Below are 13986 nucleotides of genomic sequence, written 5' to 3' on the forward strand. Positions count from 1 at the left end.
TGGGCTTCGATGAAGCAGGGCGTGGCAAATGGCTTGCCTGACGGTGGCATCGTGTGCGCCGGGTGTTGCTGCCGTACCCGATGGATGGAAACAAGACGTTAGGGCGACGCTGAATACGCCAGCGCCCGCCGCAGCGCCGGGGCGATCTGGGCGACGAGGCCGGCGATCTGCCCCGCCGGGCTGCCCGCGTACGACAGCACCAGCCCACGCCGGACCGTGCCGACGCAGTAGACCGACAGCGGGATCACCGTCACGCCCAGGGCGCGGCAGCGCAGCGCCAGGGCCTGGTCGTCCACCGTGTCGGGCAGACCCAAGGTCAGGTGCACGCCGCGGGCGCCGCCCAGCAGCCGCAGGCGCTCGGGCGCGTCGAGCAGGTCGGGCAGGTGCTGCCACAACGCCTGCACCAGCGCCTCGCGCCGCGCGCCGTATTCGCGCCGCAGCGCCCGCACGTGGGCGGCGTAGTGGCCTTCGGTGATGAAGCGGGCCAGCCCGTGCTGCACCAGTTGGTCGCCGTCGCGGTAGAAGTCGGCCGAGGCGTCGCCGAACACACCGGCCAAGGCCGAGGGCACGACCATGAAGCCGACCCGGATGCCGGGGTACATGGTCTTGCTGAAGCTGCCGAGGTAGAGCACGCGGCCGCCGGCGCCCACGTCGCCCTCCAGCCCTTGCAGCGAGGGAAACGGCATGCCGGTGTAGCGGTACTCGCTGTCGTAGTCGTCCTCGATCAGCAGCGTGCCGTGCTGGCGCGCGTGGGCCAGCCAGTCGAGCCGGCGCGCCAGCGGCATCACCGCACCGGTCGGGAACTGGTGCGAGGGCGTCAGGTAGGCCAGCCGAGGGCGCGGGGCGCCGCGGCTGGGTGCGGGCGGCACCGGCAGCCCGTCGTCGTCGACGTCGATCGGCTGCAGCGCCAGCCCCAGGTCGGCCAGCGTCTGGCTGGCGCCCCAGTAGCAGGGGTTCTCGATCCAGACCCGATCGCCGGGGTCGCACAGCAGCCGGGCGATCAGGTCGAGCGACTGCGCGGTGCTGTCGGTGATGATGACCTGCTCGGGCTCGCAACGCACGCCGCGGGTGGCGCGCACATGCTGCGCGATCGCCTGGCGCAACGGCGGCGCGCCGCCCGGCTCGCCGGCGCCCAGCAAGGCGGCATCGGCATGGCGCAGCGGCTGCGCCAGCAGGCGGTTCCACAGCGCATGCGGGAACAGGTGGGCGTCGAACAACCCTGGGCAGAACGGTTGCCGGCTCCAGAAGCGGTGCAGCGGGTGCACCTGATAGCGCTGGCCGCGGGCCGACAACGTGGGGGCGGGCAGCGGCGCCGCCTTGGCCTGCGCGCGGGCCGGGCGGGCGCTGACGCGCTCAGGCGCCACCCGGCAGGCGTAGGTGCCCGAGCCTTGGCCGGCGACGACGAAGCCCTCGGCCGCCAACTGCGCATACACCGCCACCAGCGTGTTGCGTGCCACGCCCAGCCGCTGCGCCAAGGCCCGCGTCGCCGGCAGGCGTTGACCGGCAGCGATGACACCCTGTAGAACGGCATCACGCAGCCCCTGCGCCAGGCGGGCACCGAGCGGCTGGCCGGGCTCGGTGTCGCCCCGGGCGGCCAGCCAGTCGGACAAGGTGTCGCTGAGCGTGTCGGTGGGCGAAGCCTGCGTCATTGTTCACATCCACCCATGCGTCGCGCCAAAGTGGACCAGTCGAAGAAGCGAATAGTGGACCAGTCGGTTGGTCCATTTCAATCCTATCATCCGGCCTCGACCGCTATGCCCCTACCCATGAGCCCGATCACCCCCTTGCCCCCCATCGACCGTGCGCAGGCCTCCGCCGCCTTGTCCCGCCTGGGCGTCAAAGCGATCGAATGTGCGCTGGGCGACTTCACCTCGCTGGCGCGTGGCAAGCGGGTGAACCGCGACGATTTCCTGTCGCTGGGCGGCTGCAAGCTGCCGTCGGTGATCCTCGGCCTCACCTTGACTGCCGGCGAGCCCGACGAAGTCTTTGGCCCAATGCTGCCGACCAGCTACATCGACATGCACCTGGTGCCCGACCTGGCCACGCTGGCGCCGCGGCCCGGCCGCCCCGGCGAAGCCACCGTGCTGTGCGAGCCGACCGGGCGCTGGTGGTCCGAGCACCATGGCCGCGAGATCGACGCCAGCGAGCTGTCGCCGCGCGCCGCGCTGCGCCGGGTGATCGCCGGCTTCGAGTCGCAAGGCCTGCAGGCCCTGGTCGCGCCCGAACTCGAGCTCTTCTTGCTGCACCGCGAAGAAGCCGACGGCCGCGTGCAGCTGGGCAGCGCCCGCGCCCACAAGGGCGCGCTGGCCCGCGAAGGGGCCTGCGAGGCCTTCTCGCTCGAACGCGCCGGCCACTTCGAGGCCTACTTCGACGAGCTGTACGCGGCTTGCGAGGCGATGGCGATCCCGCTGTCGGGCCATGCGCATGAATCGGCGCTGTCGCAGTACGAGGTCAATTTCCGCCCGGGTGCGCCGCTGGCCCAGGCCGACGCGGTGTTCCGCTTCAAGCGCGTAGCGCGCGAGATCGCGGCCCGCCACGGCTTCCTGGCCAGCTTCGCCGCCAAGCCCTTCCTCGACCAGCCGGGCACCGGCATGCACTGGCACTTCAGCGTGCAGCGCCGCGCCGCCGGCGAGTGGCCCCACCTGTTCGCCCACGCCTCGGGCGACAGCAGCGACGAGCTGGGCCACTTCGTGGCCGGCCTGCAGACCCACACGCCGGCCGCAATGGCCTTCTTCGCGCCCTACGACATGGCCTACGACCGCATCGCGCTGAGCGACGCGTCGCCCTCGCACTCGAGCTGGGGCCCCGAAGACCGCTCGTTCGCGTTCCGCATCCCGAGCTCGGGCCCGCAGGCCCGCCGGGTGGAAAACCGCCTGCCCGGCGGCGATGCGAACCCGTACCTCACCGTGGCCGCCACGCTCGGCCTTGGCCTGGCCGGTCTGGCCGCCGCGCAAGCCCCGCACCCCGGTGCCGACGACGCGCACGCGCTGCCGCGCACGCTGCCCGCCGCGTTGGACGCGCTGAGCGCCAGCCCGATGCTGCGTGAGCTGTTCGGCGCCCCGCTGGTCGATGCCTTCGTCGCGATCAAGCGCCACGAGCACGCCGAGCGCGCGAAGCTCGCCGACCCGCGCCACGAGTGGGACCTGACCCACTTGATCGAGCTCGCCTGATTTGCCTGTTTTCTAGAGAGTCGTCCCATGTTCCGCAGCAGTCCCCAGCACACCGACACCTACTACGCCGCCACCTCGCGTGAATGGCAAGTCAATCGCCCGGCGCTCCAAGAGCACCTGAGCGCCGACGTCTGCGTCGTCGGTGCCGGCTTCTTCGGCCTGTACTGCGCGCTCGAGCTGGCCCGCGCTGGCAAGAAGGTCGTGGTGCTCGACGCCTCGCGCGTGGGCTGGGGCGCCTCGGGCCGCAACGGCGGCCAGATGATCATCGGCTTCCCGTGCGGCATGCAGCGCCTGAAGGGCGTGATGGGCTACGAGCGCGCGAAGGAGATGTTCGACGAGTCGCGCCGCGCGGTGCGCAAGATCCGCACGCTGATGCGCGAAGAGCAGATCGACTGCGACCTGGTCGAAGGCCACCTCGAAGTCGCCGTGTTGCCGCGCCGCATCGCCGACCTCACCGGCTGGATCGAAGAGTGCCAGCACGAGTGGTTCTACGACAAGCTGCAGTTCGTCGACAAGACCAACCTGCCGAAGTACCTGAACTCCGACCGTTACCAGGCTGGCATCATCGACCCCGAAGGCGCGCACATCCACCCGCTGAAGTACGTGCTGGGCCTGGCCCGCGCGGTTGAGTCGGCCGGCGCGCGCATCTTTGAGCAGACCAAGGTCGAAGGCTACGAAGAAGGCCCGAACGGCATCACCGTGAACGTGGCCGGTGGCCTGAAGATCAAGTGCGACCAGATCGTGCTGGGCGCCAACGCGTATGTCGACCAGGTCGAGCGCAAGCTGTCGTCGCGCATGCTGCCGGTCGGCACCTTCATCGGCGTGACCGAGGTGCTGGGCGAGTCGGTCTGCCGCAGCATGATCCCGAAGAACCACGCGGTCTACGACAACCAGTTCATCCTCGAATACTTCCGCACCACCGCCGACCACCGGCTGCTGTTCGGCGGCAAGTGCACCTACCTGGGCGGCACGCCGACCAACCTGCCCGAGGCGATGAAGACCAACATCAAGCGCGCCTTCCCGCAGCTGAAGGACGCGAAGATGGACTACGCCTGGGGCGGCCACATCGACATCACGATGCGCCGCATGCCCGACTGGGGCCGCCGCAACGACCGCGTGTTCTGGGCCCAGGGCTTCTGCGGCCACGGCCTGGTGCCCACGCGCGTCGCGGCCACGCTGGTGACCGAGGCGATGCAAGGCAACACCGAGCGGCTCGACTGGTTCTCGGGCATCGTCAACCCGCCGTTCCCTGGCGGCGAGCGCCTGGGTGGCCTGATGCAGGCCGTGGGCATGGGTTGGTACCGGGTGCGCGATTTCGTCTGACGGCGACGTGACGGCTCAGCGGCGCTTCGGCTTCTTTGCCGGCGCCGCGGCAGCGGTGGTGATGTAGGCGCTCAAGCCTTCGACCAGCGCTGCGAAGCTCACCGCGCAGCGCAGGCTGTCGCGCAGGTCCTCGTGCATCGCGACCCAGGTGTCGAGCGGGAACGAGAAGGGGTGGGGCAGCACGCGCACCAGCCCGTCACGACGGGCGAGGCCGACCTGGCAGATGCCCAGGCCGAAGCCGGCTCGGATCATCGCGAGTTGGGCCAGGTCGCTGTCGGCGCGCAGCGCGAAGATCGAGCGGTCGAAGCTGCCGATGGTCGATTGCATGCGGCGCAGGCGCGCGGTTTCCTTGTCGAAGCCGACCAGGCTGTGGCCGGCCAGCTCGTCGACCCGCTGGGGCGTGCCGCAGCGCGCCAGGTAGTCTGCCCGGGCGTGCATGCCCAGCTCGATCGCGCCGATGCGCCGTGCGATCAGCGCGCCTTGCGTCGGCGGCACCATGCGCACCGCGATGTCGGCCTCGCGCCGCAGCAGGTCGTCCATCTGGTTCGACAACACCAGCTCGATCACCAACTCGGGGTGGTCGCGCCGCAGGGCCGCCAGGATCGGCGGCAGCACCTCGACGCCAACGACCTCGCTGGCCGTGATGCGCACGGTCCCGCGCACACCCTCGCGCTGGCCGCTGGCAGTGCGCAGCAGCGCGGCGGCGGTGTCGGCCAGGCCCACGGCGTAGGGGCGCAGCGCCTGCGCGGCGTCGGTCGGCGCGAAGCCGTCGAACGAGCGGGTGAACAGCTTCAGCTGCAGCGCGGCTTCCAGCGCATCGATGTGTCGACCCAGGGTGGGCTGAGTCAGGCCCAACGCCCGCGCCGCGGCCGACAGCGAACCCTGGTCCAGCACGGCCAGGAACGAGCGGTACCACTGCCAATCCGGTTCGCTGCGGGTCTCCATCGGGCTATTCAATCATGAATAGCGGCTAGCCGTGTCTCGGTAATTTTATTTTTGCCGGTGGACTCGCACACTGCCCTCATCGCAGTTCGACACCCCACCGCCGAAAGGAAACCCGATGTCCACCACCGCCACCCCCACCACCCCGAAGATCGCGCTGTTCGGCGCCGCCGGCGTCATCGGCCAGAGCATCGCCCATGCGCTGCGCGCGCAGGGCCACGCCTACCGTGTGGTCGGCCGCAGCGAGGGCAGCCTGCGCCGCCAGTTCGGCGCCGACCCGCTGGCCGACGTGAAGACCTGGAACCCTGACTCACCCGACTCGGTGCAGGCCGCGGCCGAGGGCATCGACACGCTGATCTACATGGTGGGTGTCGACTACTGGCGTTTCGAGCTGCACCCGCAGCTGATGCAAAAGACCATCGACGGCGCGATCGCCGCCGGCGTCAAGCGCATCCTGTTGATCGGCACCGTCTATCCCTACGGCCTGCCGCAGACCGCAACGGTGCGCGAAGACCACCCGCGTGAGCCGCACACCTTCAAGGGCCGGATGCGCAAGGCGCAGGAAGACCTGCTGCTGCAAGCCGCCGCCGACGGCCAGATCGAAGCCGCCGTGCTGCGCCTGCCCGACTTCTACGGCCCCGGTGTCGAGGCCAGCTTCCTGCATGGCGCCGCGCAGGCCGCGATTCAGGGCAAGACGGCCGACCTGATCGGCCCGATCCACACGCCGCACGAGTTCGTCTTCGTGCCCGATGTCGGCCCGGTCGTCGCCAAGCTGATCGACACGCCCGCGGCGTTTGGTGGCCGCCGGGTCTGGCATCTGGCCGGTGCCGGGGTCACCAGCCAGCAGGCGCTGCTGCACGAGATGGGCCGCCAGGTGGGCCGCGAGATCAAGCACCGTGTCGTCGGCAAGACGATGCTGCGCTTGCTGGGCCTGTTCAACCCGTTCATGCGCGAGATGGTCGAGATGCACTACCTGCAGACGCAGCCGGTGCTGATGGACGATGCCGCGCTGCAGCGCCTGATCGGCCCGATCCGCAAGACACCGTATGCCGACGGCATTCGCCAGACGCTGCAGGCGGTGCGCGACGGCGTGGCCAGCACGCCGCCGGCCGGTGGCCGCCGCAAGGCGATGGCCCTCGCCTGAGCGCGCGCCTACAAGAAGCCGAGGTTGCGCTTGGCCCCGAAGTGCACCAGGTTCGGCAGGATCTTGTCGAGCTGGCCATCACCGGCGCCGAACCAGCCCAGCAGCGTGCTGGCGAACTGGTCGACGCTGCTGGTGGGGATCCAGCGGCCCTGCAGCTCCCACGAGTCGACGCCCACGTCGTCGGGCCCGCCGAGCACCAGCTGCGGGTACTTGCCGTAGGTGGCGCCGCCCTTGACCGAGCCGCCGATCACCAGCTGGTGGTTGCCCCAGGCGTGGTCGGTGCCGGCGGTCGAGTTCGGTGCGAAGGTGCGGCCGAAATCGCTCTGCGTGAAGGTCGTGACCGCCGGCGCCAGGCCGAGGTTGACGAGCGCCTGCTGAAAGGCGGCCATCGCGTCCCCCAGCTCTTTCAGCAGCCCGGCATGCAGGCCTTGCAGCGAGTTGTCGCCGATCTGGCCGCTGTGGGTGTCGTAGCCACCTTGCTGGGCGAAGAAGATCTGCCGGTTGCCCTGCACCTGGGCGTTCGAGCGGATCAGCTTGGCGATCTGGTAGAGCTGTTGCCCCATCGAGGTGGAGACCTTGCCGTCGACGATCAGCGGCGCGAAGGCGCTGTCGATGGCCGGCGTGGAGTTGGCATCGCCCGGCATCGATTTGACGATGTCGGCCAGCCGCTCCGACATGTCGAAGGCGTTGGTCTGCTGCGCGGCGTAGGCCTGGCCCAGCACCAGCGGCTGCGGCTCGGCGTAGAGCGCATCGATGGCCTGGCGGCGCAGGCGGTTGGGCTCCCAGTCGGTGTCGTCGGGGCCGAGGCCATAGGCGCCGAAGGTAGCGCCGGGGCCGGGCAGCACCAGCGGCGAAGGCCGCGTGTCCTCGACGCCGAAGCGGCCGTTGCCACCGACCGAGATCACCGGGTTCACCGTGCCCAGCACCTTCGACGCGCGGCCACCCCAGCCGGTGCGGCTCATCGAATCGGTGGTGCCGGTCTCCCACTCGATCTGCTGGTCGGCGTGCGAGAACAGCGCATCGGGGATCAGGTCGCTGCCGTCGGGCGCGTCGCGGTATTGCTGCTTGGTCAGCGGCTTGTACAGCGGGCCGAGGTTGAACACCGGCGCCAGCATGCCGCTGGTCCAGAACGGTTTCAGCGCGGCCAGTGAGGGGTGCAGGCCGAATTTCGAGCCCTCCAGCGCCACCAGGCTGGACTGCGGCAGCGCCAGCGAGCCGCGCACGCTGGCGTACTGCTGGTAGCGCGTCGCGTCGGTCGGCACGACCACGTTCATGCCGTCGTTGCCGCCGTACAGGAAGATGCAGACCAGCGCCTTGTAGTCGGCCGCGTAGGCCGGCTGCGTGCCGAGCGCCAGGTGGCCGAGCGTGGCGGCGCCGAAGGCACCGGCCAGCGTGCCGCCGGCGCGCTGCAGCCATTGGCGGCGTGAGTAGCGAGTGAAGTGATTCATGGTCGGGTCCTCGCGTTCAACGCTGCACCTGGTAGTCGGGCGAGCCGAGCACCAGGTAGGCGGCGGCCTTCACACGTTGGGCCTGCCAGTTGTTCGGGTCGGTCGTTGGCGACCACCACTTGACGGCCTTCAGCACCTTGGCGCGCGGCGCGTCGGGCAGCAGGCGGCCGAGGGTCATCATCGACAGGCCGTCGACCAGCCGCTCGGCGTTCTTCGCGTCGGGCAGGAAGGCCGTCAGGTCGACGCCGGTGCCGATCCCGCCAGGCACGTTGGGGTCGGGCGCCGAGCCGTTCCAGTCGAGCAGGTAGGTCAGGAAGTTCAACCGCTCGAGCGCGGTGTTGGCGTTGTGCACACCGAACTCGGGCCCGACCAGCGAGGTGCCGGCCACCGGGTAGTCGCTGGGGTAGAAGCTGAACACCGAAGGCGGCCGGAAGACCGGCTGGCGCAACAGCTCGGCCCACCAGTAGTACAGCGCGGCGCCGTCGGTGTGGCCGTTCAGCGCACGCACCGCGCCGGTGATGTGCAGGATCGGCTCGCGCAGGTGACCGGCCTGGTCCGCGTCCCAGTGGTCGCCGCGGGCTTCGCTGTCCAGCAGGATGGCTGCCACGGTGGCGGCCATGTCGCCGATCTTGCCGGTGCCGAAGGTGCGGCCGCCGGCGGTGAACGTGCCGGCCTTGAAGGCGGCGGCCACGCGGCCGACATACTTGGCCGACGGGTTGCTCTTGACCAGGTGCTGGATCAGCTTCTTCGCGACGAACGGCGGCGTGTTCGGATGCTGCATCAGGCTGTCGAGCACCTTGCTCAGCGCCTGCGTCGAGCTGGTGTCGGCGGTGATGAACACGTCGGACAGCAGGTGGCGCTTGCCGGCATCGCGGAAGGTCGGTGCTGGCACCATGTCGCCGCCGAAGTAGGCGCAGTTGGCGCCGGTCGGCCAGCAGCCCCAGGCCGTCTGGCCGCCGGGCGGGTAGGTCCAGCCGGTCAGCGCATAGGCGTACTCGCGCACCGTCTCGTTGTTGTAGGTCGGCTTGCACTTGCCGGTGGCCAGCGTGCCATCGGGGTTGAGCTTGCAGGTGCCGATCGAGAACAGCTGCAGCAGCTCGCGCGCGTAGTTCTCGTTCGGCAACGCCTTGTCGTTGTTGACCATGTCGAGGAACTCGCCCATCAGCGGCGACAGGGTCACGCGGCGCAACAGCTCGCGGTAGTTGCCGAAGGCGTTCTCCAGCAGCATGTTCTCGTAGTTGCGCCAACCATAGGTGCCGTAGACCGTGTTGCTGCTGATCACGAGGATCTGCTGCAGCGCATGCGCCACGCGCTGGCGCAACTGGTCGGGCTGCTCGGTGGCGTTGCGGTAGAAGTCCCAGGTCACCGGCTCGACCGAGTAGTAGTCGCGCCAGCAGTACACGTTGTTGATCTGGTCGGGCCGGCTGCAATAGAACTCGGGCCGGGTGTTCTTGTGGATCGCGTCGTCGGCACCGCGGGTGTAGACCGAGCCGGTGGTCTTCATCTGCTTGTCGATCCAGCCGGCGGCACCGAGCGACTCGATCTCGGTGATCAATGCGCTGTTCGGGCCGAAGGTGGCCTGCTGCGCCAGCCGCACCGCGTCGGACTGCTCGGCCGTCGCGACGAACGACAGGCCCGCGAACGGGTCGACACGCTGCTCGCGGCCCGCCGACTGGGCCTGGGCCCGTGTCGACGCGCTGGCCTCGGAAGAAGCCGGTGCGTCACCGGTGCCGTCGGATCCGCCGCAGGCGGCCAGCAGCGTTGCGCTGGCCAAACCGAGCCCTAGCCAGTGCCGCCCCTGAAGACGGCCTGTTCGTTCACCCATCGGATGCCCCTGTTCTCAGCAGCGCCGTGGTGGGCCGCCGGTGCCCGGACTGTGGCCTGCCGCAGAACGCCGCTGTATCCAAACCTAACGGCGTTGCCCGAAGCGCGCGGGCTTGGTAACGGGCCTCACAAGTGGAGACGGCTGAAAGGCAGATGCGACTACGCTGGCGGGTTGCTATCCCACGCGTTCTCGTAGGATCCGCTGATGCCCCTGCCCACCCGCCAGTTGTTCGTGCGCCTGTCTGTGCTGGTGGCGGCGGGCCTGGCCGCGCTGCCCGCGGTGGCGGCCAACGACCGCTTCGGCATCCAGATGCTCTACAAGAGCGTCACCGGCGGCAAGCAGTGGCTGTCCACCTGGGACAACGGCGTGGCCCGCAGCTTCAGCGGTGTCGACCCGCAAGACGCCTGGTTCGACGCCGACCACGGCAACGCCAGCTACCAGACCAGCGGCGACGGCGTGCTGAAGATCTCGGGCTCGGTGCCGCGCATGTATGTGCACGACCCGGCGCGCCAGGCGCAGTGGCGCAACGTCGAGATGACGATGTATTTCATGCGCGTGGCCGACGACAACACGCCCTGGGGCGGCCTGGTCGGCATGGCTCGCACCAACCACGGCACCATCGGCGACGAAGACCAGAACCTGTGCGATACGCGCGGCATCGATGCCCGCATGCGCTACGACGGCCACATCGACTTCGAGAAGGAAACCAGCCACCCCGCGTCGACCGCGATCCTGAACAAGACGCAATGGCCCGGCGGCATGCCGAAGAACGTGTGGATCGGCTACAAGCACGTGGTCTACGACCAGCCCGACGGCAGCGTGCGGCAGGAGCTTTACCTCGACACCACCGACGGCGCCGGCGGCGGCCACTGGCAGCTGCTGAACGCGCATGTCGACCGCGGCACCGACTTCGGTGTCGGCGGCAAGCCCTGCGCCAGCGGCGTGAACCCGGCAGCGGTGCTGACCAAGGCCAAGCAGCGCGCCGGCTCGGAGACCGGCAAGCCCAACATCAGCGTCTACTTCCGCAGCGACGGTGTGGGCAGCCACGGGCTGCTCTACAAGCGCGGCAGCGTGCGCGAGATCAAGCCGCCGCCCGTCGCGCTGGACTGAGCGGCGGCCGCGGCCGTCACTGCGCGCTGCGCGCGAAGGCCAACCAGTCGAGGTTGGCGATGCCGCTGCCGCCCTTGCCGACCAGGTAGACGTTGTGCACGCCGGTCGTCGACTGGATCGGGAAGCTGAAGGTCTGGTAGCTCGTCCAGCCGCCGGTGTTGGGCACCGTGATCGAGCCGACCAGCGGGCCGCTCACACTGTCCAGCCGCACCTCGATGGTCTTGCCGGCGTAGGCTGCGTCCACCGCCAGCCGCAGCCGGATCTGGTCCAGCCCCTTGCTGCCGAAGTCGAGCGAGGTGTAGCGCAGCCAGTCGCCGGCGTCGAAGAAGCCGATGCCGTTCGAATCGAAGCTGACGCCGCTCTGGCTGTAGAAGTTCTGCGCCTGCAGCTTGTCCTTCGCCGGCCACGAGCCCTCGTACGGCAGGTTGCGGATCAGGCTGTTGGCGCCGGTCAGTGCGTTCTTGAACACGGTGTTGAGCATCGAGTTCGCGACCATGTCCTGCTCCACGTCCCAGTGGCGCCATTTGCTCTCGATCGTCGCGTAGCTGTCGGTCGCCACGTTGGGCGTGTTGGCGCCGGCGTTCGAGTGGTTGTAGAGCGCCCAGTTGCCGATGTTGGTGCCTTTGTAGGTCCAGCTCGTCCAGTGCCAGCCCGCCTGGTTGTAGCGGTTGAGCGCGTACTCCCAGCTCGACTGCAACGCGAACAGGTTGAACTCGCCCACATGGTGCGGCACGTTGTACCAGGCGTGCGCCTGCTCGTCGGCCACCTTCGCGTCGGTGAAGGCCTTCTGCGCCTCGTAGTTCGAGTCGTTGCCCCAGTTGTAGTAGTGGAACGAGTAGCAGACGTTGGTCCAGCCGTAGTCGCTGGGCGGCGTGATGGCCGACCAGTCCCAGATGCCTTCCATGAAGATGATGTGGTTCGCATCGACCGAGCGGATCTCGCGGTAGATGCGGTCGTACATGTCGAGCACCTCGCGCGTGGCGGGCGACGGGTAGTTCGTCGACGGCTCGTTCAGCAGGTCGTAGCCCGCAACGGTGGAGTTGTTCTTGAAGCGCTCGGCGACGGTGCGCCAGAAGGTCATCGTCTGCGCCTGGTAGGTGCCGTTGTTCCACAACTCGCCCGAGCCGCCGACCTTGCCGCTGTGGTCGGCGCCGTTCTGCGAGCCGGGCGCGCCGTGCAGATCAAGGATCACGTACAGGCGATGCTTCTTCGCCATTTTCACGACCCATTCGATGCGGCGCAGGTCGGGCTTGCCGGTCGCATCGAGCTTCCAGGTCCCGTTCTCGTTCATGTGGTTGAGGTAGTAGATCGGCAGCCGCACCGCGCTCATGCCCAGATCCGACAGGCGGATGAAGTCTTTCTCTTGCAGGTAGCTGTCCTGGTAGGCGGCGATCAGCGCGTCGCGGCCCGAGTCGCCGAAGCGCTGGCTCAGCGTCTTGCGCATCGTGTAGTCGTCGTTGACGCCGGCCAGCGGCGACATCCACGGCTCGTGCACCTGCCAGCCGCCGAGGTTGACCCCGCGCAGGTAGATGGGGTCGCCGCTGCCATGCTGGTTGCGGATCAGCCGGCCATCGGTCTTCAAGAAGTTGCTGTGGCCGGCGAGGGCGGGCGTCGGGTCGGCAAAGGCCGTGGCGCCGCTCAGCGCGAGCGCCACGGCGGGCAGGCGGAACAAGGTGGCGGCAAGCCACTGGCGACGTGCGGTTGTCATGGGGCCTCTCCTCGGGTATTGGCGAGGCGAACCGTACCGCGCCGGCGGCTGCTCGGCATTCGGGTTGGTACCGGTTCCAATTTCCGCTTGGCAACAAGGCGTAACGCCGCTCGACTCAGTGGATTGACCGCGCTCAAAGCGCTGCCGCCGCCCGCCCCGCATCAATCGCTGACGCTTGCGGTCAGCGGTAACGATTTGACCGCTCAACGCGGCAGGGTGCAGGGCGAAACTGCGGCTTCAGCTGTTCTCTACTGGAACCCACAGCCATGAAGACATACCCCAGAGCGATTCTTGTGTTGGCACTGCAGGCCTGCCTGGCCGCCGGTGCCGCCGTCGCGCAGCAATGCCCACCCGAGGTGCCCGTTGAGGGGGCACCGCCACCGGGGCCGTTGCCGGTGTTCCCGGCCACCAACTGGTGGAACACCGATGTCAGCGCCGCGCCGGTGGACCCCAAGTCCGCCAGCTACATCTCGTTCATCAACAACGGCAGCGTGCGCCGCCTGCACCCGGACTTCGGTGGCGAGGTCAAGCCCGGCAGCGTGGGCATCTACGGCTTCCCCTACGCGATCGTCGACGGCACCCAGCCCAAGCAGAAGGTCAAGTTCAAGTACTGGGACGAGAGTGACGGTGTCGACCTGAACACCGGCAAGCCCAAGGCGTTCTACCCGATCCCGCTGGAGTCGATCACCGAGCCGCACTGGGTCGAGGGCGGTGCGCCGGCCAACGTCGACCAGCGCAAGAAGAGCGATCGCCACCTGCTGATGATCGACTGCACCAACAAGCACCTGTACGAGCTGTACAACGTCTTCTACGACCCGACGCTGAAGAAGTGGTTCGGCGGTTCGGGCGCCTTCTTCGACATGACGAAGAACGACCGCCGCCCCGAAGGCTGGACCTCGGCCGACGCGGCCGGCCTGGCGATCTTCCCCGGCCTGGTGCGCTACGACGAAGCGTGGAACGATGCGGTGCCAGAGATCCAGCACGCGCTGCGCGTGACGGTGCGCGCGTCCAACGGCCACGTCTACCCCGGCTCGCACACCGCAGGCTCGACCAGCGGGGCGCTGCCGATGGGCGCGCGGTTGCGGCTGAAGACCAGCGTCAACGGCGTCGACCCGGCCACGCGCACCAACGACCCGCATGCGCGCAAGATCTTTCGCGCGATGCAGCGCTATGGCCTGATCGTGGCCGACAACGGCTCGGACATGTACATCAGCGGCACCTTCGACAAGCGCTGGAACAACGACATCCTGAACCCGGCCTTCTCGACCCTGATGGCGAGCGACTTCGAGGTCATCAAGCTCGGCTGGAAGCCATAG

10 protein-coding genes are annotated in these 13986 nt (G+C 68.8%); 5 read left to right on the top strand and 5 right to left on the bottom strand.

All coding sequences use genetic code 11. The features are described 5' to 3' along the window. Positions 1 to 98 precede the first annotated feature (98 nt). A complete protein-coding gene (locus ACE3SG_RS02535; protein ID WP_374562372.1) occupies positions 99 to 1649 on the bottom strand; it encodes a PLP-dependent aminotransferase family protein in 1551 nt (516 codons plus the stop codon). A 117-nt stretch (positions 1650 to 1766) separates the two neighbouring features. On the opposite strand from ACE3SG_RS02535, the gene ACE3SG_RS02540 reads away from it, so the two are divergent. Further along, entirely contained in the window at positions 1767 to 3170 is a 1404-nt protein-coding gene (locus ACE3SG_RS02540) for a glutamine synthetase family protein (RefSeq protein ID WP_374562373.1), read from the top strand. 27 nt (positions 3171 to 3197) lie between these two features. Continuing rightward, positions 3198 to 4493, top strand: a complete 1296-nt coding sequence (locus tag ACE3SG_RS02545; RefSeq protein WP_374562374.1) for an NAD(P)/FAD-dependent oxidoreductase — start codon at positions 3198 to 3200, stop codon at positions 4491 to 4493. A 15-nt stretch (positions 4494 to 4508) separates the two neighbouring features. Here the strand turns inward: ACE3SG_RS02545 and ACE3SG_RS02550 are convergent, their stop codons facing one another. Further along, positions 4509 to 5438, bottom strand: coding sequence for a LysR family transcriptional regulator (locus tag ACE3SG_RS02550; protein WP_374562375.1), 930 nt, complete (start codon positions 5436 to 5438; stop codon positions 4509 to 4511). A 115-nt stretch (positions 5439 to 5553) separates the two neighbouring features. Between ACE3SG_RS02550 and ACE3SG_RS02555 the strand changes: the two genes are divergently transcribed. Then, positions 5554 to 6579: an NAD-dependent epimerase/dehydratase family protein gene (locus tag ACE3SG_RS02555; protein ID WP_374562376.1), complete on the top strand. Its 1026-nt coding sequence runs from the start codon at positions 5554 to 5556 to the stop codon at positions 6577 to 6579. A gap of 8 nt (positions 6580 to 6587) precedes the next feature. Here ACE3SG_RS02555 and ACE3SG_RS02560 read toward each other — a convergent pair whose 3' ends face one another. Together ACE3SG_RS02560 and ACE3SG_RS02565 are read right to left on the bottom strand one after the other, a co-directional pair. Further along, entirely contained in the window at positions 6588 to 8027 is a 1440-nt protein-coding gene (locus ACE3SG_RS02560; RefSeq protein WP_374562378.1) for a DUF1501 domain-containing protein, read from the bottom strand. A gap of 16 nt (positions 8028 to 8043) precedes the next feature. Next, positions 8044 to 9852, bottom strand: a complete 1809-nt coding sequence (locus ACE3SG_RS02565) for a DUF1800 family protein (RefSeq protein WP_374562379.1) — start codon at positions 9850 to 9852, stop codon at positions 8044 to 8046. Positions 9853 to 10056: 204 nt separating this feature from the next. Here ACE3SG_RS02565 and ACE3SG_RS02570 point away from each other — a divergent pair, with 204 nt between their 5' ends. Next, positions 10057 to 10962 (top strand): hypothetical protein, encoded by a 906-nt coding sequence (locus tag ACE3SG_RS02570; protein ID WP_374562380.1) that lies wholly within the window; start codon positions 10057 to 10059, stop codon positions 10960 to 10962. Positions 10963 to 10978: 16 nt separating this feature from the next. Here the strand turns inward: ACE3SG_RS02570 and ACE3SG_RS02575 are convergent, their stop codons facing one another. Next, positions 10979 to 12670, bottom strand: coding sequence for a carbohydrate-binding protein (locus ACE3SG_RS02575; RefSeq protein ID WP_374562381.1), 1692 nt, complete (start codon positions 12668 to 12670; stop codon positions 10979 to 10981). A gap of 266 nt (positions 12671 to 12936) precedes the next feature. Between ACE3SG_RS02575 and ACE3SG_RS02580 the strand changes: the two genes are divergently transcribed. Then, the gene (locus tag ACE3SG_RS02580; protein ID WP_374562382.1) at positions 12937 to 13986 is read left to right on the top strand and encodes a hypothetical protein; all 1050 of its coding nucleotides are present in this window, start codon (positions 12937 to 12939) and stop codon (positions 13984 to 13986) included.

The sequence above is a fragment of the Ideonella sp. genome, assembly GCF_041914305.1.
Classification (GTDB): Bacteria; Pseudomonadota; Gammaproteobacteria; order Burkholderiales; family Burkholderiaceae_C; genus Ideonella.

Excerpts from the sequence above, each read along its gene's own strand:
- ACE3SG_RS02535 (WP_374562372.1), bottom strand. The coding sequence starts at position 1,649 with ATGACGCAGGCTTCGCCCACCGACACGCTCAGCGACACCTTGTCCGAC.
- ACE3SG_RS02540 (WP_374562373.1), top strand. The coding sequence starts at position 1,767 with ATGAGCCCGATCACCCCCTTGCCCCCCATCGACCGTGCGCAGGCCTCC.
- ACE3SG_RS02545 (WP_374562374.1), top strand. The coding sequence starts at position 3,198 with ATGTTCCGCAGCAGTCCCCAGCACACCGACACCTACTACGCCGCCACC.
- ACE3SG_RS02550 (WP_374562375.1), bottom strand. The coding sequence starts at position 5,438 with ATGGAGACCCGCAGCGAACCGGATTGGCAGTGGTACCGCTCGTTCCTG.
- ACE3SG_RS02555 (WP_374562376.1), top strand. The coding sequence starts at position 5,554 with ATGTCCACCACCGCCACCCCCACCACCCCGAAGATCGCGCTGTTCGGC.
- ACE3SG_RS02560 (WP_374562378.1), bottom strand. The coding sequence starts at position 8,027 with ATGAATCACTTCACTCGCTACTCACGCCGCCAATGGCTGCAGCGCGCC.
- ACE3SG_RS02565 (WP_374562379.1), bottom strand. The coding sequence starts at position 9,852 with ATGGGTGAACGAACAGGCCGTCTTCAGGGGCGGCACTGGCTAGGGCTC.
- ACE3SG_RS02570 (WP_374562380.1), top strand. The coding sequence starts at position 10,057 with ATGCCCCTGCCCACCCGCCAGTTGTTCGTGCGCCTGTCTGTGCTGGTG.
- ACE3SG_RS02575 (WP_374562381.1), bottom strand. The coding sequence starts at position 12,670 with ATGACAACCGCACGTCGCCAGTGGCTTGCCGCCACCTTGTTCCGCCTG.
- ACE3SG_RS02580 (WP_374562382.1), top strand. The coding sequence starts at position 12,937 with ATGAAGACATACCCCAGAGCGATTCTTGTGTTGGCACTGCAGGCCTGC.